The 21,947-nt window shown below is 76.3% G+C and carries 23 protein-coding genes; 4 read left to right on the top strand and 19 right to left on the bottom strand.

Annotation, left to right across the window (positions count from 1 at the left end):
- Window positions 1-74: 74 nt before the first annotated feature.
- From smc to ACI784_RS02480, 12 genes are all read right to left on the bottom strand, one after another.
- Complete coding sequence (smc, locus tag ACI784_RS02535; RefSeq protein WP_457012428.1) at window positions 75-3,641, bottom strand: chromosome segregation protein SMC; 3,567 nt, start codon at window positions 3,639-3,641, stop codon at window positions 75-77.
- A gap of 86 nt (window positions 3,642-3,727) precedes the next feature.
- The gene (locus ACI784_RS02530) at window positions 3,728-3,919 is read right to left on the bottom strand and encodes a hypothetical protein (protein ID WP_456922142.1); all 192 of its coding nucleotides are present in this window, start codon (window positions 3,917-3,919) and stop codon (window positions 3,728-3,730) included.
- A 149-nt stretch (window positions 3,920-4,068) separates the two neighbouring features.
- Window positions 4,069-4,338 (bottom strand): acylphosphatase, encoded by a 270-nt coding sequence (locus ACI784_RS02525; RefSeq protein ID WP_457012427.1) that lies wholly within the window; start codon window positions 4,336-4,338, stop codon window positions 4,069-4,071.
- Complete coding sequence (gene mutM / locus ACI784_RS02520; protein ID WP_457012426.1) at window positions 4,335-5,213, bottom strand: bifunctional DNA-formamidopyrimidine glycosylase/DNA-(apurinic or apyrimidinic site) lyase; 879 nt, start codon at window positions 5,211-5,213, stop codon at window positions 4,335-4,337. Before mutM ends, ACI784_RS02525 begins: the two co-directional genes overlap by 4 nt.
- Window positions 5,214-5,219: 6 nt before the next feature.
- On the bottom strand, window positions 5,220-6,020 hold the full coding sequence (rnc, locus tag ACI784_RS02515; RefSeq protein WP_456922145.1) for a ribonuclease III: 801 nt from the start codon (window positions 6,018-6,020) through the stop codon (window positions 5,220-5,222).
- An 18-nt stretch (window positions 6,021-6,038) separates the two neighbouring features.
- A complete protein-coding gene (gene rpmF / locus ACI784_RS02510; protein WP_456922146.1) occupies window positions 6,039-6,218 on the bottom strand; it encodes a 50S ribosomal protein L32 in 180 nt (59 codons plus the stop codon).
- Between the two features lie 2 nt (window positions 6,219-6,220).
- Window positions 6,221-6,793, bottom strand: coding sequence for a YceD family protein (locus tag ACI784_RS02505; protein ID WP_457012425.1), 573 nt, complete (start codon window positions 6,791-6,793; stop codon window positions 6,221-6,223).
- 248 nt (window positions 6,794-7,041) lie between these two features.
- On the bottom strand, window positions 7,042-7,734 hold the full coding sequence (locus tag ACI784_RS02500) for a hypothetical protein (RefSeq protein WP_456922148.1): 693 nt from the start codon (window positions 7,732-7,734) through the stop codon (window positions 7,042-7,044).
- 73 nt (window positions 7,735-7,807) lie between these two features.
- Complete coding sequence (coaD, locus tag ACI784_RS02495; protein WP_456922149.1) at window positions 7,808-8,290, bottom strand: pantetheine-phosphate adenylyltransferase; 483 nt, start codon at window positions 8,288-8,290, stop codon at window positions 7,808-7,810.
- Window positions 8,287-8,841 carry a 16S rRNA (guanine(966)-N(2))-methyltransferase RsmD gene (gene rsmD, locus ACI784_RS02490; protein ID WP_456922150.1) on the bottom strand — a complete coding sequence of 185 codons (555 nt, stop codon included), beginning with the start codon at window positions 8,839-8,841 and terminating at the stop codon, window positions 8,287-8,289. Before rsmD ends, coaD begins: the two co-directional genes overlap by 4 nt.
- Before the next feature lie 11 nt (window positions 8,842-8,852).
- Window positions 8,853-11,036 carry an ATP-dependent DNA helicase RecG gene (recG, locus tag ACI784_RS02485; RefSeq protein ID WP_457012424.1) on the bottom strand — a complete coding sequence of 728 codons (2,184 nt, stop codon included), beginning with the start codon at window positions 11,034-11,036 and terminating at the stop codon, window positions 8,853-8,855.
- Window positions 11,036-12,637, bottom strand: coding sequence for a DAK2 domain-containing protein (locus ACI784_RS02480; RefSeq protein ID WP_456922152.1), 1,602 nt, complete (start codon window positions 12,635-12,637; stop codon window positions 11,036-11,038). Before ACI784_RS02480 ends, recG begins: the two co-directional genes overlap by 1 nt.
- A gap of 186 nt (window positions 12,638-12,823) precedes the next feature.
- On the opposite strand from ACI784_RS02480, the gene rpmB reads away from it, so the two are divergent.
- The gene (gene rpmB, locus ACI784_RS02475; RefSeq protein WP_097208866.1) at window positions 12,824-13,015 is read left to right on the top strand and encodes a 50S ribosomal protein L28; all 192 of its coding nucleotides are present in this window, start codon (window positions 12,824-12,826) and stop codon (window positions 13,013-13,015) included.
- A gap of 177 nt (window positions 13,016-13,192) precedes the next feature.
- Here rpmB and ACI784_RS02470 read toward each other — a convergent pair whose 3' ends face one another.
- Genes ACI784_RS02470 through ACI784_RS02460 form a run of 3 tightly spaced genes read right to left on the bottom strand, consistent with a single transcriptional unit; the run spans window position 13,193 to window position 15,346 of the window.
- Complete coding sequence (locus ACI784_RS02470) at window positions 13,193-13,828, bottom strand: cytidylate kinase-like family protein (RefSeq protein ID WP_456922153.1); 636 nt, start codon at window positions 13,826-13,828, stop codon at window positions 13,193-13,195.
- The gene (locus tag ACI784_RS02465; protein ID WP_457012423.1) at window positions 13,801-14,319 is read right to left on the bottom strand and encodes a GNAT family N-acetyltransferase; all 519 of its coding nucleotides are present in this window, start codon (window positions 14,317-14,319) and stop codon (window positions 13,801-13,803) included. Before ACI784_RS02465 ends, ACI784_RS02470 begins: the two co-directional genes overlap by 28 nt.
- Window positions 14,303-15,346: a thiamine-phosphate kinase gene (locus ACI784_RS02460; protein WP_456922155.1), complete on the bottom strand. Its 1,044-nt coding sequence runs from the start codon at window positions 15,344-15,346 to the stop codon at window positions 14,303-14,305. Before ACI784_RS02460 ends, ACI784_RS02465 begins: the two co-directional genes overlap by 17 nt.
- Window positions 15,347-15,438: 92 nt before the next feature.
- Between ACI784_RS02460 and ACI784_RS02455 the strand changes: the two genes are divergently transcribed.
- Both ACI784_RS02455 and ACI784_RS02450 read left to right on the top strand, forming a co-directional pair.
- Entirely contained in the window at window positions 15,439-15,672 is a 234-nt protein-coding gene (locus ACI784_RS02455) for an Lrp/AsnC ligand binding domain-containing protein (protein WP_456850141.1), read from the top strand.
- Window positions 15,673-15,800: 128 nt separating this feature from the next.
- Window positions 15,801-16,313 carry a DUF3515 domain-containing protein gene (locus ACI784_RS02450; protein WP_456922156.1) on the top strand — a complete coding sequence of 171 codons (513 nt, stop codon included), beginning with the start codon at window positions 15,801-15,803 and terminating at the stop codon, window positions 16,311-16,313.
- 4 nt (window positions 16,314-16,317) lie between these two features.
- On the opposite strand, the gene ACI784_RS02445 is transcribed toward ACI784_RS02450, so the two are convergent.
- Both ACI784_RS02445 and ACI784_RS02440 read right to left on the bottom strand, forming a co-directional pair.
- Complete coding sequence (locus tag ACI784_RS02445; RefSeq protein ID WP_457012422.1) at window positions 16,318-16,977, bottom strand: hypothetical protein; 660 nt, start codon at window positions 16,975-16,977, stop codon at window positions 16,318-16,320.
- A complete protein-coding gene (locus ACI784_RS02440) occupies window positions 16,974-18,122 on the bottom strand; it encodes a D-alanine--D-alanine ligase family protein (RefSeq protein WP_457012421.1) in 1,149 nt (382 codons plus the stop codon). Before ACI784_RS02440 ends, ACI784_RS02445 begins: the two co-directional genes overlap by 4 nt.
- Window positions 18,123-18,224: 102 nt before the next feature.
- On the opposite strand from ACI784_RS02440, the gene ACI784_RS02435 reads away from it, so the two are divergent.
- Window positions 18,225-19,046 (top strand): CDP-alcohol phosphatidyltransferase family protein, encoded by an 822-nt coding sequence (locus tag ACI784_RS02435; protein ID WP_457012420.1) that lies wholly within the window; start codon window positions 18,225-18,227, stop codon window positions 19,044-19,046.
- 88 nt (window positions 19,047-19,134) lie between these two features.
- Here ACI784_RS02435 and ACI784_RS02430 read toward each other — a convergent pair whose 3' ends face one another.
- Window positions 19,135-20,769, bottom strand: a complete 1,635-nt coding sequence (locus ACI784_RS02430) for a TIGR03767 family metallophosphoesterase (protein ID WP_456922160.1) — start codon at window positions 20,767-20,769, stop codon at window positions 19,135-19,137.
- Between the two features lie 20 nt (window positions 20,770-20,789).
- Window positions 20,790-21,923, bottom strand: coding sequence for a cystathionine gamma-lyase (locus tag ACI784_RS02425; RefSeq protein ID WP_457012419.1), 1,134 nt, complete (start codon window positions 21,921-21,923; stop codon window positions 20,790-20,792).
- Window positions 21,924-21,947 lie beyond the last annotated feature (24 nt).

Below are 21,947 nucleotides of genomic sequence, written 5' to 3'. Positions count from 1 at the left end.
GGGGCCAGGAGCCGAGGGGGAACCCCCTGCCCCCCACCACTCGCGAGCTCGCGGTGGGCCCCTGCAGGGGGCCGTCAGGCGGGTTCGGCCTCGCGCAGGCGCTGGCTGATGACGCCGGTGATGCCGTCGCCGCGCATGCTCACCCCGTACAGGGCGTCGGCGATCTCCATCGTCCGCTTCTGGTGGGTGATGATGATCAGCTGCGACGTCGACCGCAGCTGCTCGACCAGGGTCAGCAACCGGCCGAGGTTGACGTCGTCCAGCGCCGCCTCGACCTCGTCGAGCACGTAGAACGGCGAGGGCCGAGCCCGGAAGATCGCGACCAGCAGCGCCACCGCGGTCAGCGAGCGCTCGCCGCCGGACAGCAGCGACAGCCGCTTGACCTTCTTGCCCGGCGGGCGGGCCTCGACCTCGACGCCGGTGGTGAGCATGTCGTCGGGGTCGGTCAGGGTCAGCCGGCCCGCGCCGCCGGGGAACAGCGTGGCGAAGACCTGCTCGAACTCCCGCTGCACGTCGGCGAAGGCCGAGGAGAACACGGTGTGGATGCGCTCGTCGACCTCACGGACGACGGTGAGCAGGTCGCGCCGGGTGGCCTTGAGGTCCTCGAGCTGGGTGGCGAGGAAGGAGTGCCGCTCCTCCAGGGCCGCGAACTCCTCCAGGGCCAGTGGGTTGACCTTGCCGAGGGTGGCGAGGTCGCGCTCGGCCTTGGCGGCCCGCCGCTCCTGCGCGGCGCGGTCGTAGGGCTCCGGCTCGGGCTCGGGCTCCCCCGCCGCCCGGGCCGCGGCGACCCGGGCGGGGGTCGGGGGCACGGGCGCGGCCGGCCCGTACTCGGCCAGGAGCGTCGGGAGGTCGACGCCGTACTCCTCGGCGGCGCGAGCCTCCAGCGCCTCGATCCGGTACCGCTGCTCCGTGCGGGCCACCTCGTCGCGGTGCACCTCGTCGGTCAGCCGCTCCAGCTCGGCGGTGGCCGCACGGACCGCCGCCCGCACCTCCAGCAGCTCGGCCTCCCGCGCCGTGCGCACGCGGGCCAGCTCGTCGCGCTCGGTGGCGGCGCGGGTCAGCGACTCGGCCAGGGCGGCCAGCGCCGCCTCCGCGCCGGCCCGCACCCGCGCGGCGACCTGCGCGCCCCGCTCCCGGGCGACCCGGGCGGCGGCCGCCCGCTCCCGTGCGGCGCGTTCCTGGCGGGCCTGCCGGCGCAGCGAGTCGGCCCGGCCGGACAGCGCCCTCGCCCGCTCCTCCGCTGTGCGCACGGCCAGCCGGGCCTCGGTCTCGGCCTGGCGGGCGGCGGCGGTCTCCAGCCGCAGCCGGTCACGGACGGCGGGGTCGGGCTCCTCCTCCACCGGTGCGGCCTCGGCCTCCGCCAGCCGCTCCTCCAGCCCGGCCAGGGCGGTCTGCGCCTGCTCGAGGGCCTGCTCGGCACGCACGCGGGCGGCGGCGGAGCGCTCGGCCTCGGCGGCGGCGGAGCGGGCGGCGGCGCCCAGCTCGGCCAGCTGGGCGGCGGCCGCGGAGCGGGTGCGGTCGGCGGCCTGGCGGGCGGCGAGGGCGGCGTCCACGTCGGCGGAGCGGTCCCGCGCGGTCGAGCGGGCGGCGGTCAGCCGGTCGGCGAGCTCGGCGGCCCGCGCCGCGGCGGCGGTGAGCTCGCGGCCGGCCTCGTCGACCCGGGCCCGCACCTCGAGGCCGGAGGGCGCGTTGGCCGACCCGCCGACCGACCAGTCGGCCCCCACCACGTCGCCGTCCGCGGTGACCGCCCGCACCCGCGGGTGGGTGCGCACGAGTGCGACGGCGTCGTCGAGGCCGGGCACGACGGCGACCCGGTCCAGCGTGCGGGCGAGCGCGGGGCGCAGCTCGTCGGGGGCGGCCACCAGGTCCAGCGCCCACCGGGCACCGTCCGGCAGCTCCGGCCAGCCCTCACGGGGCAGGGGCGGCAGGCCGCCGGTGACCAGCAGTCCCGCGCGTCCGCCGTCGACGTCCCGGAGGTGGGCCAGCACGCCCGCGGCGCCGGCGACGCCGTCGACGACGAGCGCGTCGGCCAGGCCGGCGAGCGCGGCGGCCAGTGGCACCTCCGCGCCGGCCTCGACGGTGATCCGCTCGGCCACCGGCCCGAGGACGCCGGGCAGACCGGCGGCCAGCGCGGCGGCGGTGCCGTCGGCCGGCGCCAGGCCGAGGGCCAGGGCGTCGCGGCGGGCCTGCCAGGAGGCGCGGTCGCGCTCGGCGGCGCGCTCTGCGGCGGCCAGTTCGGCGACGACGGCCGCCGCCGCGGTGTGCGCGGCGACGGCGTCCTGGTGCGCGGTGACCAGGGCGACGTCGGTGTCCTCCTGGCCGGAGACCTCCTCGCGGCGCTCGGCCAGCCGCTCGGCGGCGACCTCGGCGCGGTCGGCGGCCTCCCCCGCCGCCAGCGCGAGCCGCTCGATCTCCGACTCCCCGGCCGACACCCGGGAGCGGGCGGCGGCGACCTGGCCGGACAGCCGGGCGAGCCCCTCCCGGCGGTCGGCCAGCGCCCGGGCGGCGGCGACCCAGGCCTTCTCGGCCGCGGCCAGCTCGGCCTCGAGGTCCCCGCGCGCGGCGACGGCGGCCGCCAGCCGTCCGCGCTCGGCCTCCAGCCCGGCGGCGAGCTCGGCCTCGGTGGCCGCGACCCGCTCGGCCTCGGCGTCCAGCTGGTCCGGGTCGCGCCCGCCGGCTGCGGCGGGCGGGGCGGCGGAGAGGTGCCGGTGCCGCTCGGCGGCCAGCTGGGCCACGCCGCGGAACCGCTCGGTGAGCGCCGACAGCCGGTACCAGGTGTCCTGCGCGCCGCCCAGCAGCGGCGCGTTGGCGGCGAGCTCGGCCTCCAGCCCCGACTCGCGGGTCGAGGTGCGCGCGAGGTCGGCCTCGACGGAGGTGCGGCGCTGCCGGGCGGCGGTCTCGTCGGCGACGTCCTTCTCCAGGGCGTCGCGGAGCTGGACCAGGTCGTCGGCGAGCAGCCGGAGGCGGGCGTCGCGCAGGTCGGCCTGGACGCCGGCGGCGCGGCGGGCGACCTCGGCCTGCCGGCCCAGCGGCTTGAGCTGGCGGCGCAGCTCGGCGGTGAGGTCGCCGAGACGGTCCAGGTTGGCCTGCATCGCCTCGAGCTTGCGGAGCGCCTTCTCCTTGCGCTTGCGGTGCTTGAGGACGCCGGCGGCCTCCTCGACGAAGGCGCGGCGGTCCTCGGGACGGCCGGAGAGGACGGCGTCCAGCTGGCCCTGACCGACGATGACGTGCATCTCGCGGCCGATGCCGGAGTCGCTGAGCAGCTCCTGGACGTCGAGCAGGCGGACCTTGTCGCCGTTGATCTCGTACTCGCTCTCACCGGAGCGGTACATGCGGCGGGTGATCGAGACCTCGGTGTACTCGATCGGGAGCGCGCCGTCGGCGTTGTCGATGGTGAGGGTGACCTCGGCCCGGCCGAGCGCCGGGCGGCCGGCGGTGCCGGCGAAGATGACGTCCTCCATCTTGCCGCCGCGCAGGCTCTTGGCCCCCTGCTCGCCCATGACCCAGGCGAGGGCGTCGACGACGTTGGACTTCCCGGAGCCGTTGGGACCCACGACGGCGGTGATCCCCGGCTCGAGGCGCAGGGTCGTCGCGGACGCGAAGGACTTGAAGCCCTTGAGCGTCAGGCTCGACAGGTGCACGGGGAGAGAACTCTAGCCCGGCGGTGCGCCCACGCCGGGGACGCGTGGCGCAGGCGGTGCGGGTGGTGCCGGTGGGACGGTGGAGTTCAGGCGAGCGCGGGCTCGGCGTGGTCGCCGGCGATGCTCAGCAGCTCGTGGGCGATGGCGGCGTCCCGCTGGGCGCGCAGCTCCTTCAGTTCCTGCTCCAGTCGGCGCACCTTCGCCCGGAGGACGGCGTTCTCCTCGACTACTCGGAGCTCCGCGGTGGTGACGACGTGACCGAACAGGGCCTTGGCCATGGCGAATGCGGCCTTTCGACTGCGTGAGTGTGTGACCTGCGCCCCGTTCGACGGTCGGCGCGGTCCGTGTGTTCCCAGGGTGACAGGCCAGGTCACAGAGGTCAACGGCCACCCTGCACACCCACCGTGTCGGGCGGGTGTCGCGTTCGTCACGCCGTGGTGAACCCGGTTCCCCCCTGCGCCGCGTCGTCCCGGACGTCGACCCGCGTGACGTGCCCGGGGGCGCCCGCGCCGTCGAGCTCGGCCAGGACGGCGGCCACCGCGGCGTCCTCACCCTCGAGCACGACCTCGACGCGGCCGTCGGCGAGGTTGGTCGCCGATCCGGCCAGGCCCGCGTCCGCGGCGCGGTTCCGGACGAACCAGCGGTAGCCCACGCCCTGCACGTCGCCGGACACGAGGGCGACCACGCGGCGGGTCATGACCGGCGGGCTCTCGGGCGGGGCTGGCAGCGCGGGCAGCTGTAGCTCGACCGGTTCATGAACGACTCCCGCACGATCGCCGTCCCGCACCGGGGACAGGGCCGGTCGGCCTGGCCGTAGACGGCGAGGAACCGGGAGAAGTAGCCGCTCTGGCCGTTGACGTCGACGTACAGGGAGTCGAACGACGTGCCGCCCTGGGCGAGGGCCTCCCCCAGCACGTCGCGGACGCCGTCGAGCAGGTCGGCCACCTGCGCTCGGGTGAGCCGGTCGGTGGGCCGGTTGCCGTGCAGCCGCGCCCGCCACAGCGCCTCGTCGGCGTAGATGTTGCCGACGCCGCCGATCAGCGTCTGGTCCAGCAGCGCACGCTTGACCTCGGTGCGCCGCCGGCGCAGGGCGGCGCTGAACCCGTCGGCGTCGAAGGAGCCGTCGAGCGGGTCGATGGCGATGTGCGCCAGGCGCGGCGGCAGCCCGCCGTCCTCCCCACCCTCCTCGACGGCCAGCCCGCCGAACGTGCGCTGGTCGACGAAGCGCAGCTCCCGGCCGCCGTCGGTGAACGTGAACCGTGCCCGCAGGTGCGTCTCGTCCGGGGCGGAGGGCTTCTCGACCAGCAGCTGGCCGCTCATGCCCAGGTGCGCGACGAGCGCGCGGTCCGACGGCGCCCCGTCGGGCTCGGCGAGCGGCAGCCACAGGTACTTGCCGCGGCGGCGGGCGGCGGAGAACGTGCGTCCGGTCAGCGCCGTGACGAAGTGATCGGTCCCCTCCAGGTGCCGGCGGACGGCACGGGGGTGGTGCACCTCGACGGTGGCCACCGTGCGGCCGGCGACCCACTGCTCCAGGCCGCGCCGGACCACCTCGACCTCGGGCAGCTCGGGCACGGCCGGTCAGCCCCCGTCGGCGCCCGTGGACGCCGCGGTCTCCGACTCCGAGAGGGTCCGCCAGGCGGTCTCGGCCGCCTCCTGCTCGGCGGCCTTCTTGGTGCGGCCGGCGCCGCGGCCGTACTCGGTGTCGGCCAGGACGACGGCCGCGGTGAAGGTCTTGGCGTGGTCGGGCCCCTCGTCCTCGACCAGGTAGATCGGGGCGCCCAGGCCCAGCGCGGCACCCAGCTCCTGCAGGCTGGTCTTCCAGTCCAGGCCGGCGCCGCGGGTGGCGGCCTGGTCCAGCAGCGGGTCGAACAGCCGGTGCACGATCGCCGACGCGGCGTCCAGGCCCAACCCCACGTGCACCGCACCGATCAGCGCCTCCAGCGCATCGGCGAGGATCGAGTCCTTCTCGCGGCCGCCGGTGGTCTCCTCACCACGGCCCAGCAGCAGGTGCGGGCCCAGCCCGCCGGCGCCCAGGAGCCGCGCCACCCCGGCCAGCGAGGTCATGTTGACCACCGAGGCACGCAGCTTCGCCAGCCGGCCCTCGGGCAGGTCGGGGTGACGGCGGTACAGCTCGTCGGTGACGACCAGCCCGAGGACCGAGTCGCCGAGGAACTCCAGGCGCTCGTTGGTCGGCAGCCCGCCGTGCTCGTAGGCGTACGAGCGGTGGGTCAGCGCCAACGCCAGCAGGCCGCCGGGCAGCTCGACGCCCAGGGCGTCGAGGAGCCAGGCGGCCGAGCGCTCGGCGTGGGCGACGCCGGCCGGAGAACGGCCGGCGGTCCCGCCCACCGCGGGCTGGGTGCCGGTGGCCGGGGTCGCCACGGCTGGTCTACCCGAGGATCAGACCGAGAGGACCTGACGGCCCTCGTACTGGCCGCAGTTCGGGCAGGCCTGGTGCGGCGGCTTGAGCTCGCCACAGGCCCGGTTCGGGCACGGCGACAGCGTGGGAGCGGACGCCTTCCACTGCGAGCGACGCATGCGGGTGTTGGCGCGGGACATCTTCCGCTTCGGGACGGCCACGGTCAGTTCTCCTCTGGGTTGTCCGTACCGGGGGTGCCCGGTTCGGAAGCGGAACGGTCGGACTGCGAGGTGCCGAAGCGCTGGGCCAGCCCGGCCCAGCGCGGGTCGAGCACCTCGTGGGTGTGGTCGGCCGGCAGGTCGTCCAGACGCTGGCCGCAGTCGACGCACAGGCCCGCGCAGTCCTCGGTGCAGGTCGGCGCCAGCGGCAGGCTGAGGACGACGAGGTCGCGGACCATCGGCTCGAGGTCGAGCTGCTCGCCCTCGACGCGCCGCACCTCGTCCTCCTCGCTGGTCGCCTCGGTGGTGCTGCCCTCGTAGGCGAACAGCTCCTGGACGTCGAGCTCGAGGGTGTCCTCGATCGGCTCCAGGCACCGCGCGCAGGAGCCGACGACGGGGACGTCGACCTCCCCCGAGACCAGCACGCCCTCCATCACCGACTCCAGCCGCAGCCGGAGCTGGACCGGGGCGCCCTCGGGGACGCCGATCAGCTCGACCCGCCAGTCGGCGGGCGCGGGCACCGTGCGCTCGAGCTCCTGCAGGGAGCCCGGGCGACGGCCGAGCTCCCGCAGCTCCACGCGCCAGGGGTTGGCGGCGGGACGCCGGGCGTCGGGGGACGCGGCGCCTGAGCGGGGCGGGTGAGCGGCAGGCATGTGAGTACTCGCGGTAGGCAGCGGGGATGGCGGCCGGCCGGGGTGCGGGACCTCCGGCGGTCGGACCGGTGCACCAGACTACCCGATGCGCGACCGGGCCCGTCCGGCCCGATCAGGCCCCCTCCAGGGGCCCGCCGTGAGCGTGCGAACGGCGGGGGGAAGGGGGCCATGTCTCAGGGTTCGCGGAGCGTGGAGCGCGCCTTCTCGACCGAGCGGAGCATCCGCTCCAGCGTGGTGCCGAAGTCGGCCAGCCGCGTGTCGACGTACTCGTCGACCTCGGCCCGCATGCGGTTGACGTCGGCGACGGTCTGCGCACCGAGCTCGTCGGCGCGGGTGACCGCACCCCGGTAGACCTCGGTCTCGCTGACCAGCCGCTCGTGCTCGGCGTGCGCGGCGGCGACGATCTCGGCGTGCTGCGCCTGCGCGTCGGCCAGCACCGCCTCGTGGTGGCCGCGGGCCTCCTCGACGATGCGCTCGGCCTCCTCCTCGGCCCGCGCCAGCAGGTCCTCGGCCTCGGCCTGCGTCCGGGCGAGCAGCTCGTCACGCTGCCGGCGGGCGGTGCCCAGGATCTCCTCCCGCTGGCGCCGCGCGGCGCCGACGACCTGCTCGCTCTCGCTGCGGGTGCGCCCGGTCAGCCGCTCGGCCTCGGCCTGGGCCTGCTGCAGGATCTCGGTGCGCTGCTCGACGATCGCCCCGGCCTTGTGGACGTCGTCCGGCAGGTTCTCCCGCAGGTCGTCGAGCAGGTCGAGCAGGAGGTCGCGGGGCACCATGCAGGACCCGCCGGACATCGGGACGTTGCGCGCGTTCTCGATGACGCGGGCCAGCTCGTCGACGGTCTCGTAGAGCCGGTACACCACCTCGGTCACAGGTCCTCCTCGCTGGCGCTCGGCGGACCTGCGACCGGCGGTGCCGCGTTCCTGCGTGACCTCGCGAGCTCGGTCACGTGTTCTGCTCCCGGTGCGCGACCAGCCGCTCGTGGACCGCCTTGGGCACGAGGCTGGAGACGTCGCCGCCGAAGGTGGCGATCTGCTTGACCAGGCTCGAGGAGAGGTGGCCCACCTGCGGGGCGGTCGGCACGAAGAGCGTCTCGATGCCGGCCAGCTCGCGGTTCATCTGCGCCATCTGCAACTCGTACTCGAAGTCGCTGACCGCACGCAGGCCCTTCACGATGACCGGGATGTCGTTGCTGCGGCAGTAGTCGACCAGCAGCCCCTGGAAGCTGTCGACGGTGACGTTGGACAGCTCGGAGACCGCGTCGCGGAGCAGCTGCATGCGCTCCTCGACGGGGAACAGCCCGGCCTTGCCGGGGTTGACCAGGACGGCGACGACGAGCTCGTCGTAGAGCGCCGCCGCACGGGTGATGACGTCGACGTGGCCGTTGGTGACCGGGTCGAACGAACCGGGGCAGACCGCTCGCCTCACGGACAGCGACCGTACCGGAGCACCGCCTCGCCGTAGCGGCGGTCGCGTACTCCGGTCAGCGGTGTCGGCCACTCCCAGGGCTCCTCGCGGCTGGACCGCTCGACGACGACCAGCGCGTCCTCGGCCAGCCAGCCGCCGGAGACCAGCGACTCCAGCACGCCGAGGACCTCGGCCACCGGCGTGGCGTACGGCGGGTCGGCCAGGACGAGGTCGAACCGCGCCGGCGGCGGCCCGGCCACGACCGTGGGCACCGAGCCCGCGACCACCCGCCCACCGGGCAGGCCGACGGTGGCGAGGTTGGCGCGCAGCACCGGCAGCACCCGCGGGCCGGACTCGACGAGGACGACGGTGGCCGCCCCGCGGCTGAGCGCCTCCAGGCCCAGGGCGCCGGAGCCCGCGTAGAGGTCGAGGACGGCGGCGCCCTCGAGGTCCAGCAGCGTCGAGAGGCTGTTGAACAGCCCCTCGCGCGCCCGGTCGCCGGTCGGTCGGACGCCGGAGGGCGGCACCTTGAGCCGCCGTCCACCGGCGAGCCCGGAGACGATCCTCGTCACCCGCCCGCCTCTCAGGCCTTCTCGAGGTACTCGGCGCGCTCGTCGGTCGCGAGGGCGGCGACCTCCATGGCCAGACCCGGGTGGTCGGCCAGGCCGCCCTCGGTGGCGAGCAGGGCGGTGGCCTCGGCCCGGGCCTCGGCGATCAGCTCCTCGTCCTCGAGCAGGGAGAGCAGCTTGATCGTCGACCGCCGGCCGGACTGCGCGGCGCCGAGCACGTCGCCCTCGCGGCGGGTCTCAAGGTCCAGCCGGGCCAGCTCGAAGCCGTCGGAGGTGGACGCGACCGCGGCCAGCCGCTGTCCGGTGGTCGATGACGTGGACGCCTCGCTCACCAGCAGGCACAGCCCCTGGTGCTTGCCGCGGGCGACCCGGCCGCGCAGCTGGTGCAGCTGGCTGACCCCGAACCGGTCGGCGTCCATGACGACCATCACCGTGGCGTTGGGCACGTCGACGCCCACCTCGACGACGGTGGTCGCGACCAGGACGTCGACGTCGCCCGCGGCGAAGGCCCGCATCCGGGCCTCCTTGTCCTCCGGCGTCATGCGGCCGTGCAGCACCTCCAGGCGCAGCCCGGCCAGCGGCCCGGCGCGCAGGGCCTCGGCGACGTCCAGCACGGCCAGCGGCGGACGGCGGTCGGAGCCGTCGTCCGCGGGTGCGCCGTCGGCGTCCTCGGGCTCCTCCTCGGCGCCGGCGTCCTCGCCGATCCGCGGGCAGACGACGTAGGCCTGCCGCCCGGCCGCCACCTCCTCGCGCAGCCGCTCCCAGGCGCGGTCGACCCAGCTCGGCTTCTCCCGCGCCGGCACCACGGAGCTGGCCACCCCGCCGCGGCCGCTGGGCAGCTGCCGCAGCGTGGAGGTCTCCAGGTCGCCGTAGACGGTCATGGCGACGGTGCGCGGGATGGGCGTGGCGGTCATGACCAGCACGTGCGGCGGGCGGTTCCCCTTGGCCCGCAGCGCGTCGCGCTGCTCGACGCCGAAGCGGTGCTGCTCGTCGACGACGACCAGCCCCAGGTCGGCGAAGTCGACGCCCTCCTGCAGCAGGGCGTGGGTGCCGACGACGATGCCGGCGCTGCCGTCGGCGACCGCGGCGCGCGCCTCCCGTCGGGCGGCGGCCTTCTGCGAGCCGGTGAGCAGCACCACCCGGGTGCCCTCGAGGGCGCCGTCCAGCTCCCCGGCGCGGCCCAGCGGACCGAGCAGCGCGCGGATGCTTCGGGCGTGCTGGGCGGCGAGCACCTCGGTGGGTGCCAGCAGCGCGGCCTGGCCACCGGCGTCGACCACCTGGGCCATGGCCCGCAGCGCGACGACGGTCTTGCCCGAGCCCACCTCGCCCTGCAGGAGCCGGTGCATCGGCTGCTCGCGGGCCAGCTCGGCCGCCAGCTCCTCCCCCACCTCGCGCTGGCCCTCGGTGAGCGCGAACGGCAGCGCGGCGTCGACGGCGTCGAGCAGGCCGCCCGGCCGCGCGGGCCGCGCGATGCCGGGTTCGAGGGCGGCGGCCTTCCGGCGCGCGGCGAGGGTGAGCTGGAGGGTGAGCGCCTCGTCCCACTTGAGCCGGTGGGCGGCGCGCTCGACGTCGTCGTTCGACGTCGGGCGGTGGATGTCGAGCAGCGCGGCGGGCAGGCTCGGCAGGCCGTGCCGGGCGCGGATCTCCTCCGGGAGGGGGTCCTCCACCAGGTCGGCGAGGTTGCCGGAGTGGTTGAGCAGGAGCTTCACCGAGCGCTGGATGACCCAGCTCGAGACGTCCTTGGTCGCCGGGTAGAGCGGGATCAGGGCGCGGGCCCAATCCTCGTCGTCGTCCCCGGTCATGAGGTGGCAGTCGGGGTGGGCGAACTGCTTGCTGTTGCGCCACTCGCCGACGGTGCCGGCGAACAGGCCCCAGGCGCCCTCCTGCAGGTTGGCGTGCTTGCGGTTGAAGAAGACCAGCTGCATCGAGTTGGCGCCGTCGCCGACGGTCACCTCGGTGAGCGTGCCGGGCCGGTTGCGCATCCTGCGGGTGGAGACCTTGCGCACCTGGGCCAGCACGGTGACGCGGTCGCCGACCTGGAGGTCCTCGAGCTTGGTCATCTCCCCGCGGCGGGCGTACCTGCGGGGGTAGTGCCGCAGCAGGTCGCGGACGGTGTGCAGCGAGAGCTGCTCGGCCATGGCCTTGGCCGTCTTGGCGCCGAGGACGCGGTCGAGCCGGGTCGACATGTCGACCGCCATCACTCCACCCCCACCTGGAGCGGGACACCCTCGGGGCCCTCGTCGTAGCGGGTCACCTCCACCATCGGGTGCGCCGCGGCGAGGTGCCCGCAGACGGCGTCACCGAGGGCGGCGTCGGGGCCGACGACGAGCGTGACCAGCTCGCCCCCGGCCGAGAGCATCCGGTCCAGCAGCTCGCAGGAGACCCCGGCGAGGTCGCCGCCGACCAGGACGACGTCCCCTTCCGCCGACCCGAGGACGTCGCCCGGACGGCACGGCCCGGCGCTGGTCAGCGCCGCCTGCCCGGCGCGGGTCACCTCCGCCCATCGGGTCGCCGCGGCGGCCTCGGCCATGGTGATGACGTCGTCGTGGAAGCGCCGGCCGGGGTCGGCGACGGCCAGCGCGGCCAGCCCCTGCACCGGTGAGCGGGTGGGCACCACGGCCACGTCGCGGTCCTCCTCGCGGGCCCGGTCGGCGGCGCGGGCGGCCAGCGCGGTGAGGTCGGGGTCGTTGGGCAGGACGACGACGGACGCCGCGCCCGACGCGATGACCTCGGCGAGGACGTCGTCCTCGGTCACGCCGTCCGGACCGCCGGTGAGCACCCGCGCGCCCTCGCCGGCGAACAGCCCGGCCAGCCCCTCCCCGGGGACGATCGCGACGACCGCGCGCGTGCCCGCGGCCGGCGCCGGTGGCCGCACCGGGGCCAGCGGCGTCACCGCGATCCGGTACGGGCGCCCGGCCTCGATGCCGGCCTCGATGGCGGCACCGACCTCGGAGGTGTGCACGTGCACGTTCCACTCCCGGCCGCCGGGCGTGTCGACGCCCACCACGACCAGGCTGTCGCCGAGCGCGGCCAGCCGGTCGCGGAGCCGGGCCACGGCCGCGTCGTCGCTGCCGGCCAGCAGGTACTGCACCTCGCTGCCGGGGCCGGCCGGCGGCTGGTGCGGCCGGTCGGCGGGGCGCTCATGGGGCCGCGCGCTCCGGCGGACCAGCGGCGGACGGGCCGGCTCCACCCCGGTCACGGTGGTGACGAGCGCGTCGAGGACCAGGCACAGGCCGGCGCCCCCGGCGTCGACCACCCCGGCGTCCCGCAGCGCGGCCAGCTGGCCCGGCGTGGCCTCCAGCGCCTCCCGCGCGCCGTCGGCCGCCGCCCGGACGACGGCGGCCAGGTCGGTGCGTCCGGCCGCCACCGTGGCCACCGCGGCCTCGGCACCGGCGCGGGCCACCGTGAGGAACGTGCCCTCCTCGGGGTCGGCGACCGCGGCGTAGGCGGCGTCGGCCGCCTTCTGCAGCGCGGCGGCGAACGAGGGGCCGTCGGCCGGGGCCACCCCGGCCAGCTGGTCGGCGAGACCGCGGACCAGCTGGGCGAGGATCGTCCCGGAGTTGCCCCGGGCACCGAGCACCGCGCCGCGGGCCAGGGCCGTCCACGCGGACTCCCCGGTGCCCGCCTCCTCCAGCGCGGCCAGCGCCGCCTGCGCGGTGAACAGGAGGTTGGTGCCGGTGTCACCGTCGGGGACGGGGAAGACGTTGAGGTCGTCGAGCCGACCACGGGAGTCGGACAGGGCCGTGACCGCGGCCCGGCACCACTGTCCGACCGCGGCGTCGTCGAGCGCCGGCAGCACGGGCGGAGGGTACCCACGGACCGCGACAGGACAGGCGACGGCGACCGGTCGCGGGCGGCGTCGACGACGTCACTCCCGGGCCCTCGGACAGGATCGCCGAGGAGCGGCTAGACTGTCGGACGGTCTGTATGCGGTCGCACCTGCGCACCGCCGTCTGTGAACGATTCTTTCTGGGAGTGATCCGCCGTGGCTGCCGTGTGCGATGTCTGTGGCAAGGGGCCCGGTTTCGGTATGTCGGTGTCGCACTCGCACCGCCGCACGCCGCGCCGTTGGAACCCGAACATCCAGTCCGTGCGGGCGCTCGTCGCCCCCGGCAACCGTCGCCGGATCAACGCCTGCACCTCGTGCATCCGTGCCGGCAAGGTCGTCCGCGGCTGATCCCCGCGGGCTGGTCCCACCTCCCGGCTCCGGCCGGGCCGAACCCCGGAGGTCCCTGACCTCCGGGGTTCTTCGCGTGGGCGAGGGGCGTTGGCCACGCTCCTGCGGTGTCCCTCCTGCTCCTGCGGTCGTGCAGACCCGCAAGGGCAGGCAGGACACCGCAGGAGCGCTCGCAGGTCACAGTCCGCGGGCGTGGGCGGCCGTGACGACCAAGTCGACCACCGTGTCCAGCGACAGGGCCGTGGAGTCGACGACCAGGTGGTAGTGCCGGGCCGCGGCGGGGTCGCAGCGGTAGAAGTGCCGCACGTACCCCTCCCGGGCCGCGTCGTTGGCCTCCAGCTCCCGCCGCACCTCCTCGACCGGTCGCCCACTGCGCGCGACCGCGGCCGCCAGCCGGCGCTCGGGCGGGCCGTCCAGGCGCACGTGCAGCGCGTGCGGGCGGTCCCGGAGCACCAGCGCGGCCGCCCGGCCCAGCACCACGCCCCCGGGGCCGTCGGCGATCTCGCACACGACCCGCTCGGTCTGCTGCCGGAAGGCCCGCTCGTCCGGCTGCGGGGTCATCGGGACGATCCCGCCGACCGGGTCGGGCATCGTGCCCAGCGACGCCACGATCCGCCACAGCCCGCGGGCGACCTTCTCGTCGTTGGCCTCCGCGTCGCACAGCGGCACGCCCAGCCGCCCGGCGACCTGCGCCGGGATGGCCCGGTCGTGGAACACCAGCCCCAGGCGCTCGGCCACCGCCGGCCCGACCTCCGCTCCCCCGGCCCCGTACGAGGCCGAGATCGTCACGACCCCCGCGATCCCGATCCCCATGCCGGCTCCTCCTCGTCCGCTCGTGTGAGTCCCTTGCCGAGGAACACCGCCCCGGGCGCGTCGGCGTAGATGCCGTACCCGGCCACGGGGGTGTACCCCAGGGCGGCGTACAGGGCCAGCGCCTCGGGCTGCCGGTTGCCCGTGTTGAGCACCACCGCACGGTGCCCGGCGGCCGCCGCGCTCCGTTCCAGCTCGGCCATCAGCGTCTGGGCGAGCCCGCGCCGCCGGAACGCCGGCTCCACGTAGACCCGCTTGACCTCCACGACGCCGTCGGCGTGCACCCGCCACGCGCCGCAGCCGGCCGGGACGCCGTCGACCTCCGCGACGAGGAACAGCCCGGCCGGCGGCGCGAACTCGGCCGGGTCGACACGGGCCTCGTCGGGTCCGCCGTAGCGGGCCACGTACTCCTGCTGGACGCGCTCCACCAGCGCGCGGGCCACCGGGTCGTCGTAGCCCACGGCCCGCAGTCGCAGCTCAGCGGAAGTGGACATGACCGACCCCCTCCGCGCCGAGGGCCTCGGCCACCGCCGCCGCGGCCTCGCCGTCCACCCGGACGCCGGGGCCGCCGCCGGTCGCCGCCCGCACCGTGCCGATCGCCGTCCAGCCGCCGGGCAGCGCGGTGCCGGCGGGGAAGGTGGCGATCAGGGCGTGGTCCTCCCCGCCGGTGAGCACCCACGCCAGCGGGTCGCCGCCGAGCGCCGCGGCCACCTGCTGCAGCGGCCCGGCCGGTTCCAGGGTGGCCCGGACCAGCGCGGCGCGGTCCAGGTCGACGACGACGCCGCTGTCGTGCGCCAGGTGCCCGGCATCGGCGAGCAGACCGTCGCTGACGTCGCACATCGCCGTCGCCCCGGCCTCGGCGGCGGCGGGCCCGGCCGCGTACGGCGGCGCCGGGCGCCGGTGCGCGGCCACCGCCGCCACCGGGCTGGTGAAACCGCGCCGCAGGACGGCCAGCCCGCAGGCCGACCACCCCAGCCGCCCGGCCAGCGCCAGGACGTCGCCCGGCCGCGCCCCCGAGCGCAGCACCGGCGCCCGCCCGCCGAGGTCGCCCAGGGCGGTCACCGACAGGACGACGGCGCCGCTGTCCGGTGCGGCCGAGACGGTGTCACCACCGACGACGGCCGCTCCCAGCGGGGCGCACTCCTCGGCCAGCCCGGCGGCGACCCCCTCCAGCCACGCGGTCGAGGTGTCCGGGGGGCAGGCCAGCCCGACCAGCAGCGCGGTGGCCACGCCCCCCATCGCCGCGACGTCGGCCAGGTTGGCCGCCGCCGCCTTGTGGCCGACGTCCTCGGCCGAGGACCAGTCCCGCCGGAAGTGGCGGCCCTCCACGAGCACGTCGGTGGTGGCCACGACCCGCCCGTCGGGGGCCCGCAGCACCGCCGCGTCGTCCCCCGGCCCGACCTCGGCGACCCGTGCGGCCCCGGCGCGGGCGAGCACCCGGGCGATGACGCCGAACTCGCCGACCACCCGCACGCTGTCCGCCGGGTCCTCCCGGGGCACCAGTGGACGAGGGCGAGTCACCGGTCACCCTCCACCGCTGAGGTAGGTTGCCGAACTGTCCGCCCACCGGCGCGGACGCCGCACCGGCAGCGCTGCCCGAGGAAAGGTCTCCCGTGGTCCACGCCTACATCCTCATCCAGACCGAAGTCGGCAAGGCCGCCCAGGTCGCCACGACGATCAGCCAGATCTCCGGCGTGACCAAGGCCGAGGACGTCACGGGTCCCTACGACGTGATCGTGCGCGCCGAGGCCGAGACCGTCGACGAGCTCGGCCGCCTCGTGGTGGCCCGCGTGCAGTCGGTCGACGGGATCACCCGCACCCTGACCTGCCCCGTCGTCAACATCTGAGCGCCCTGACCGAGAACCCCCCGCCTCGCGAGACCGCCCCTGACGGGGCGGCCTCCGAGGAGACCCCGGCTCCGGCACGCACCCGCCCCGACGACCCGCTGCGGCGGATCGCGCTGCTGGTCACCGCCGTGGTCGTGCCACTGGTCGTCGCGGTCGCCGTGCTCACCCGTGTCCTCGGCGACGGCACGGCGGACGACGGCGGCCAGGGCGTCGCCGAGGTCGAGGGCACCCCCGGCCCGGGCCGGGCGACCCTCCCGCCGCTGCCGGTGGAGGTACCCCCGGTGACCCCGGAGGCCGACGCCTCGTGCCCCGCGCTCATGGCCGCGCTGCCGCTGGAGCTCGCCGGCGAGCCGTCCCGGGCCGTGCAGTCGGACACCCCGTACGCCTACGCCTGGGGCGAGCCGCCGATCGTGCTGGTCTGCGGCGTCGACCGCCCCGCGGGGCTGGAACCGACGTCCCCGCTGATCCAGATCAACGGCGTCAACTGGCTCGTCGACACCAGCGACCCCGACTCCGTCGTCTGGACCGCCGTCGACCGCCCGGTCTACGTGCAGGTGACCGTCAGCGCCGACACCGACAGCGCGCCGGTCACCGCCCTCGGCCCGGTCATCGGGGACACCCTCCCGATCCGCCGGCCCTGACCGCTCAGGGCGGCGGCAGCCGGTCCAGCTGCTCGGCCAGCACGGCGTGCACCTCCGCCGAGGCCGCCGTCACCGACTCGGCGACCGCGCTGGCCCCGACGCTGAACACCCCGTGCCCGCACCAGGCGAAGGCGGCGGGCCCGGACAGGCCCCGGGCCGGGTCGGCCTCCTCCACCGTCAGGAGCCGGCAGCCCCCGGGCAGGTGCGGCGGGTCCTCACGCAGCACGCTGTCGTAGAGCTCCGCCTCGTTCTCCGCGAGGTCGCGGGCGTAGTCGCCGGCGCCGGCGCGGGTGTCGAACTGGTCGACGAACACGCTGGTCACCGGCCCCTGCCCGTTGCTCCAGAACCGCTCCCAGCCGTAGCGGTAGCCGTAGTCCCGGAGCACCTCGGCCTCCCGGCCCGGGTCGAGTGAGTAGGCGGCGACGTCGCGGGCCGACTTCTCCCCGGCGGGCGGTGAGAGGTCCTCGTCGGGCACCCGCGGCAGCCCCGAGGGCACCGTCGTGACGACCAGCGCCTCCAGCTCCTCCGGCGAGGCCGGGGTGGGATCCGCGGGCGCGGCGGTGGGTTCCCCGTCGACGGTGCTGGTGCAGCCGGTGAGGGCCGCGGGCAGCAGTCCCAGCAGCAGCGCCGTCCCGCCCAGACGGGCCGGCACCGGGAGGGTCACGCCCGCGCGCCGCCGTCCAGCGCCGGGGCCGCCGTCCGGGCCGCGGCCAGCGCGGCCCCGACGAGGCGGTCCACCAGCTGGGCGAAGTCGACGCCGGTCGCCGCCCACATCCGCGGGAACATCGAGATGGGCGTGAAGCCCGGCATCGTGTTCACCTCGTTGACGACCAGCCGCTCGGCGCCGTCGGGGCCGGCGCCGAGGAAGAAGTCGACCCGGGCCAGGCCCTGGCAGTCCATCGCCAGGTAGGCCCGGCAGGCGGCCTCGCGCACGGCGCGGGTCTGCTCGGGCGTGAGGCCGGCCGGGACGTCGAACTCGGCGGCGTCGGCCAGGTACTTGGCCGTGAAGTCGTACCAGTCGGTGCCCGGCCGCAGCCGGATCTCGGCCGGCAGGCTCGCCTCGGGTGGCCCGCCGTCGGGCCCGGCCAGGACGCCGCACTCGATCTCGCGGCCCGGGACGGCGGCCTCCACGACCACCTTCGCGTCGACCGCGGCCGCGGTGGCCACCGCCTCGGGGAACTGCGTCCAGTCGGTGACCCGGCTGATCCCGATGCTGGAGCCGGCCCGGGAGGGCTTCACGAAGACCGGCAGGCCGAGCCGCTCGCGGGTGGCCTCGTCGAGCAGCGCCGGGTCCGCCGACAGCGCGCCGGCGGCGTCGCGGAGCACCACGTGGTCCCCCTGCGGCAGCCCGGCGGCGGCCAGCAGCTTCTTGGTGAACTCCTTGTCCATCGACGCCGCGCTGGCGAAGACGCCCGAGCCGACGTAGGGGATCCCGCTCATCTCCAGCAGGCCCTGGATGGTGCCGTCCTCGCCGTAGGCGCCGTGCAGCACCGGGAAGACGACGTCCAGCTCGATGCGGGGCCCGTCGCCGTCCAGCCGTACCAGGCCCCGGCCCGCGGGGTCGCCGACGAGGGTCACCGCCGTCCCGCCGGTGACCTCCGGCAGCACGCCGTCCACGATCGCCAGCCGCAGCGCGGGGTCGGTCAGCACCCACCCGCCGTCCCGCGTGATGCCGACGGGGACCACGTCGTACCGGTCCGGGTCCAGCGCCGCGAGGACGCTCCCGGCCGAGACGCAGGAGATGGAGTGTTCCGCGCTGCGGCCGCCGAAGACGACCCCGACGCGCAGCTTGCCGGCCTGTCCGCTCATCGCGGCCGACACTAGTGGAGCGCCCCGCACGCGCCCCGGCGACCGGCGGACACCGCCCTCCACGGCGCCGCCCGGCGGGCGGTGTGGGAGCCTCGACACACCATGCACGAGAACCTGGCCGCCGCCTCGGGCGGGGACTCGACCGGGACGACGGCCGGCGAGCACGGGCCGTCCCGGTCCCACCCGCGGGCGCTGCGCCTGGCCGGTGCCGCGGTGCACCTCTACACCGCCAGCGGCACCGTGCTGGCGCTGCTCATCGTGCTGGCCGCCTTCGACGGCGACGCGGTCACGGCGCTGTGGCTGGGCCTGGCCGCCCTCGTCGTCGACGGCACAGACGGGATGCTGGCCCGCCGGATGCGGGTCAAGGAGACGATCCCCTGGTTCGACGGGGCGCGGCTGGACGACATCGTCGACTACCTGACCTACGCGTTCGCCCCGGTCGTGCTGCTGTGGACCACCGGCTCGCTGCCGGACGGCGCCCTCGGCTGGATCGTGGCCGCGCTGCCGCTGCTGGCCTCGAGCTACCAGTTCTGCCGGGTCGACGCGAAGACCGACGACCACACCTTCCTGGGCTTCCCCAGCTACTGGAACGTGGTGGCCTTCTACGCGATCGTGCTGGAGCTCGGGCCGGGCACGATCGCCACGGTCCTGGTCGTGTGCTCGGTGCTGGTCTTCGTCCCGGTGCGCTACCTCTACCCCTCGCGCACCCAGGCCCTGCAGGCGCTGAGCCTGGCGCTGACCGCGGTCTGGCTGGTCACCTACGCCGTCCTCCTGGTGCAGGTGCCCGACCCGCACCCGGTGGTCGTCGTCCTCTCGCTGGCCTACCTCGTCTACTACGTGGCCGTCAGCGGCTGGCTGACCGCGCGGGCCGCCCACCGCCGGCGGCGCGAGGACCGGGCCGCGGGCCTCACCCCCGTCGGCTGACGACCCTGGGAGCACGGCAGCGAGCGCCGGCGAGCGCGGAGCGGACCAGGGCGCGGGAGCCGAGCGAGGACACAGCGCCTGACGTCGCTCAGCGCAGCAGCGGCGAGCGCAGCACCAGTTCCACGTTGCGGTCCTCCGGGCGGCCGGCCAGGCCCGCGGAGAGCCCGGCCCACGGCACGTTGGCCGACAGCTCGCGGTGCAGGGACGCCAGCGCGGCCGGCTCCCGCGCCGCCGGGTCCAGCGGGTCCGGCGGCCGCGCCGGGCTGTCGTGGTCGACCATCGTGCAGACCAGCGACAGCGTGCCGTCGCCGTTGTCGACGAACTCGACCAGGCGCGCCTGACCGGGCCAGTCGACGACCGCGCAGGTGGTGACCTCCCAGAACCCGCGGCCGGCCTCCTCCGGGTGCGCCCACGGCCGCACCTCGCTGACGTGGGTGTGCCCGTTGAGCCACAGGACGACGTTCGGGTACCGGTGCAGCAGGCCGACCAGCTCCGGCCCCCCGAGGAGGTCGGCCTCCGTACCGGGCCGGGGGTGCAGCGGGTCCTCCCGCGTCAGCGTCGAGAAGCCGTGGTGGGAGATGACCACCACCAGCCGGTCGGCGTTGCCCGTGGCCACCCGCGTGCCGTCGGGCTCGACGACCACCGAGGAGACCTCGCGCAGCCGCTCGGCCAGCCAGCGGCCCTGGACGGCGTCGATCGAGCCGTCGCCGCCGCCGGTGACCCGCGTGGTGTCCAGGCAGACCACCCGGATGCCGGGCAGGCCGTCCCAGGCGTAGTACGCCGTCCCGTCCCGGACGTTGGCCTCGGTGAACCCGTGCCCGGCCGGCTCCCCGCCGTCGGCGAGGTGGGCGGCGACGAAGTCCCCGCGGTCGATGAACCGGCGCGCGGCCAGCGGGGTGACGGTGCGGGCGCCGGCGGTGGTGAAGACCTCCGAGGAGTGCGTGAACAGCCGCAACGCGTCGTCCAGGGGCACGTCGGAGGCGAACTCGACGGGCTTGCGGTCGGCGAGCAGGAGGTCCTGCAGCGCCGGCGTGGGCACCCCGACGCCCTGGATGAGGGCCTCGTGGTTGCCGTGGCAGCCCAGCCACGGCAGCCGCAGCCCCTCGGCCCGGAACGACGCGAACGCCGCGGCGAGCAGGCCGGGACGGTCGGGGAAGCCGTGCCGCGACCGGTAGAGGTCCGGCTCTCCCCCGCCGTCGCACTCCGGCCGCCAGAACAGGTCGTGCGGCCAGCCCGACGCCTGGACCCCGTCGTAGGCGGTCAGCCCCGCCCCCGGGGACACCGCCCCGCCGTTCAGGATGTCCAGGAAGAGCGCGAGCTCGTTCCACTGGGCGTTGTCGATGGCGTCGCCGGTGGTGACCACGACCTGCACCGGGTGCCCGGTCCGCGGGCCGCCGGACAGCCCGTTGAGGGTGCGGACGAGCGCGTCGATCGCGTGCGCGGTGATCGCCTCCTGCGGCCGGTGCATGGGCACCAGCGCGCGCATCCGCGGGTCGGTGAAGTGGCCGTTGAAGAACTCGAAGCGGGCCGGCGAGCAGACGTCGGCCAGCTGCACGTCGGTGACGTGGGCCAGGCACGCCACCGGCCGGACGCCGGTGCGCGGCGGCTCCCAGGTGGAGCCGACGAGCTCGCGGCGGACCCGGTGCGGCTCCCCCGGGTGCCAGGCCAGCCCGAGGTAGTCGGTGTCCCGGCCGCGGCGGAGGACCTCCCCTGCGCCGAGCACGCGCTCGAGCGTCGTCCGGCTCACAGGGTGTCGAGCGCCGCGGTCAGGTCGGCGACCACGTCGGCGGTGTCCTCGATGCCGCAGGAGAAGCGGACGAAGCCGCCGGGCACGGCGTCGCCACCCCACTGCGCCCGCCGGTCGATCGTGCTGTGCACCCCGCCGAAGCTGGTCGCCGCCGCCCACAGCCGGGTGGCGGCCAGCAGCCGGCCGACCGCGGCCTCGTCGGCCAGCTCGGCGGAGACCACCCCGTTGGGCCGCAGCATCTGCCGGGCGGCGAGCGCGGCGGAGGGGTCTCCCGCCCGCCACGGCCACCGGACGCCGGTCACCGCGGGGTGGCCGGCCAGCAGGTCGGCGACCGCCGCGGCGGTCTGTGCCTGGCGGGCCAGCCGCAGGTCGAGGGTGCTCATCGAGCGGTGCCCGAGCCACGCCTCGAACGGGCCGGGCGTGCCGCCGGTGTGGTCGCGGAAGGCCTTGACCCGCGCGTACAGCTCGTCGTCGGTGGTGCTGACGTGGCCGAGCAGGAGGTCGCTGTGGCCGGTCAGCGCCTTGGTGTCGCTGCCGACGGTGAGGTCGGCGCCGAGCTCCAGCGGCCGCTGCCCCAGCGGGGTGGCGGTGGTGTTGTCGACGGCGAGCACGGCCCCGGCCGCCCGGGTGGCCCGGGCGACCGCGGCGATGTCGCAGACGTCCAACTGCGGGTTGCTGGGGGTCTCCAGCAGCACCAGCCGGGCGCCGTCGAGGTCCCCGCGCGCGGCGACGGCCTCGATCTCCGGCGTGGGCACGTACTCCACCCGGACGCCGAAGCGCTCCAGCTCCTCGCGGGCGAGCAGGCGGGTCGTGTAGTAGCCGTCCGAGGGCAGCACGACGCGGTCCCCCGCCCGGGCGGTGGCCAGCACCGCGGCGCTGATCGCGGCCATGCCGGTGGCGAAGGACAGGCACCGGCCGCCGTCCAGCTCGCCGACCGCCTCCTCGAACACCCGCAGCGTCGGGTGCTCGGTGCGGGCGTAGGCGTCGGCGCCGCCGGCACGGGGCGGCTGGTCGCCCAGGTGGTACGGCGCGGCGAACACCGGGGAGGGCCGCAGCGGGGCGCCCGGCACCGGCGCCGCCTCCCCCGCCCGCACCGACCGGGTGCCGTCGCCCCAGGAGCGCTCGCTCACTCGTGCTCGGCCGGGCGTCCCGTC

The organism is Geodermatophilus sp. SYSU D01186 (genome assembly GCF_054050215.1).
The sequence above is the reverse complement of the archived record's forward strand: the minus strand, read 5'-3'. Positions and strand labels throughout refer to the sequence as shown.

Bases quoted from the DNA above. Each gene is read 5' to 3' on its own strand.
- ACI784_RS02465 (WP_457012423.1), bottom strand. From the start codon at position 14,319: ATGTCCACTTCCGCTGAGCTGCGACTGCGGGCCGTGGGCTACGACGAC.
- ACI784_RS02525 (WP_457012427.1), bottom strand. From the start codon at position 4,338: ATGACCCGCCGCGTGGTCGCCCTCGTGTCCGGCGACGTGCAGGGCGTG.
- ACI784_RS02440 (WP_457012421.1), bottom strand. From the start codon at position 18,122: ATGAGCGGACAGGCCGGCAAGCTGCGCGTCGGGGTCGTCTTCGGCGGC.
- ACI784_RS02435 (WP_457012420.1), top strand. From the start codon at position 18,225: ATGCACGAGAACCTGGCCGCCGCCTCGGGCGGGGACTCGACCGGGACG.
- recG (WP_457012424.1), bottom strand. From the start codon at position 11,036: ATGGCGGTCGACATGTCGACCCGGCTCGACCGCGTCCTCGGCGCCAAG.
- ACI784_RS02530 (WP_456922142.1), bottom strand. From the start codon at position 3,919: ATGGCCAAGGCCCTGTTCGGTCACGTCGTCACCACCGCGGAGCTCCGA.
- ACI784_RS02470 (WP_456922153.1), bottom strand. From the start codon at position 13,828: ATGGGGATCGGGATCGCGGGGGTCGTGACGATCTCGGCCTCGTACGGG.